Annotated in this window: 3 protein-coding genes; 1 reads left to right on the top strand and 2 read right to left on the bottom strand. The window is 71.0% G+C overall.

The window, feature by feature from the left end; all coding sequences use genetic code 11:
• Window positions 1-376: 376 nt before the first annotated feature.
• On the top strand, window positions 377-1,000 hold the full coding sequence (locus VGJ14_06955; GenBank protein HEY2832147.1) for a DUF6431 domain-containing protein: 624 nt from the start codon (window positions 377-379) through the stop codon (window positions 998-1,000).
• Window positions 1,001-1,112: 112 nt separating this feature from the next.
• Here the strand turns inward: VGJ14_06955 and VGJ14_06950 are convergent, their stop codons facing one another.
• Window positions 1,113-1,682, bottom strand: a complete 570-nt coding sequence (locus tag VGJ14_06950; protein ID HEY2832146.1) for a biotin/lipoyl-containing protein — start codon at window positions 1,680-1,682, stop codon at window positions 1,113-1,115.
• The gene (locus VGJ14_06945; GenBank protein HEY2832145.1) at window positions 1,565-1,993 is read right to left on the bottom strand and encodes a biotin/lipoyl-containing protein; all 429 of its coding nucleotides are present in this window, start codon (window positions 1,991-1,993) and stop codon (window positions 1,565-1,567) included. Before VGJ14_06945 ends, VGJ14_06950 begins: the two co-directional genes overlap by 118 nt.
• Between the last annotated feature and the right edge of the window lie 60 nt (window positions 1,994-2,053).

Below are 2,053 nucleotides of genomic sequence, written 5' to 3'. Positions count from 1 at the left end.
CGGGCGGGCACCCGACGCTCGACATCGGTACTCCTTACCTTTAGGCAGAATTCGCCGGTCGGGACGTCGTCGGGACCCCTCGATGTTGAGCACCACTCTGGTTGACGAGCAATTGCTGACCGTTCGTCACGGTCGATGCTGATGCGGCCGGGCCGGGAGTGGGTGTGGTCGGCGCCGTCACCGTGACGGGCAACCGTCGCGGCCGCGCGCGGGCGGCGTGTCGACCCGGATTGCGTCGGCGCATTGCCGCGGCTCTGCGTGGTCGGCACCCTGCCGGCGAGCGGCGCCGCAACCGAGGCGCTGCCACACGAACTGGCCCCTCCCCGAGCCGGGGTGTGGTAGGAAATCGTGCCCGGCGTGAACGGAGTCCTTGTCGGTGATCGTGGTGGCGTGCCTGCAGCGGGCCGAGTCGAGCCTGCGCGATGGCGATATGCGCTGCCCGCACTGCCGAGGCAGGTTGCGCCCGTACGGGCACGCCCGCACCCGCACCGTGCGCGGCCTGGGCTCCGCACGGCTGCGCGTCACCCCGCGACGGGCCCGCTGTGCTGACTGCCGCGCCACCCAGGTCCTGCTGCCCGGGCAGCTGATCAGCCGACGGGCCGACAGCACCGAGGTCATCGGGAACGCCCTGGCGGCCAAGGCCGCGACCGGGGCGGGTCATCGCGGCATCGCGGCCAGCCTGGACCGGCCGGTCTCGACCGTGCGCCGCTGGCTGCGCCGCGCACCCGAGCGGCACGCCCAGTGGCTCTACCGGCAGGCCGTGGACCGCTGCGCGCTCATCGACCGGGAGTCACTCCTCGCGCCACTGGCAACACCACTGCCGACACCACCGTCGACCGTGGTGTCGTCACCGCCGCCGACGTTGCTGGCGCAGGCGCTGAACCTGCTCGCCGGTGCCGCTCTGCGCTACCGCGAGCGTTTCGGGCTGACCGTCTCGGCGTGGGCGCTGATCGGCGCGTTCAGCTACGGCTACCTGCTCGCCCCGCCGATGATCATGTAATTGGGGCATTCCCTCGGGCACCACCATGTCCACCGACAGTCGTCACTGCGCCGACCATCACGGGTACGCACGGCGTCACCGGGCCGATCACGACGCCACCCTGCCGATCGACCTACCGATTCACATCGGCATTTTCGATGACGGCGTCATCGGCAGAATGAGCGCGGGGCAACAGTTCTGCGCCGGCCGCGACGGCCCGCTCCAGTACCTCGCGCCGGATCCGTCCGCCGGCACCCGTCCCCTTGATCTGCGCGGAATCCAACCCCGCCTCGACGAGCAGACGACGAACCAGCGGGGAAAGCGTCCCACCGCCGCGATCAGCCGACGTGGCAGCTGGTGCAACGGAGGGCGCGCCACCCCGACCGGTGAGGGCACCGACGGTGGCGGGATCCGAGCCGCCGACCACCAGATCGCCGCCTCCCGGCACCGATCCACCCGCCGCACCGGGCTCGCCGATGCGGGCCAGCACCGCACCGACCGGTGCGGTTCCACCATTGGCGACGAGGATCTCCAGCAGCACCCCGTCATACGGGCTCGGGATCTCCGAGTCGACCTTATCGGTGCTCACCTCATAGAGCGGGTCGTCGAACGCCACCGTGTCGCCGACCTGCTTGAGCCAGCTCCCGACGGTGCCTTCAGTAACCGTCTCACCCAGCTTGGGCATAGTGATGTCGTGCACCACGCCCACCGGGACGCCGTTACCAGGGTCCTCCCCGGCCATCCCCTCTGACCCGCCCATGGACGGGCTCGCCGGATCATCGAGCGCGGGACCGCCCGCAGCGGCCACCCCGTGCGCCGCCGAAGGCAGCCTCGCCGCTCCGGACACCGCCGGGGTGGCCCCCCCGGCCCGCCGATCCGCACAAGCGGCGTGCCGACCGGCACGGTCTCACCCGCGCCGACCAGGATCTCGACGATCACACCGTCGTAGGGACTGGGAATCTCGGAGTCGACCTTGTCGGTCGACACCTCGAACAGCGGGTCGTCAAAGGCCACCGTGTCCCTGGCCTGCTTCAGCCAGCTCCCGACGGTGCCCTTGGTAACCGTCTCTCCCAG

The organism is Sporichthyaceae bacterium, assembly GCA_036493475.1.
GTDB lineage: Bacteria > Actinomycetota > Actinomycetes > Sporichthyales > Sporichthyaceae > DASQPJ01.
This window is presented reverse-complemented; position numbering and strand designations above follow the sequence as displayed.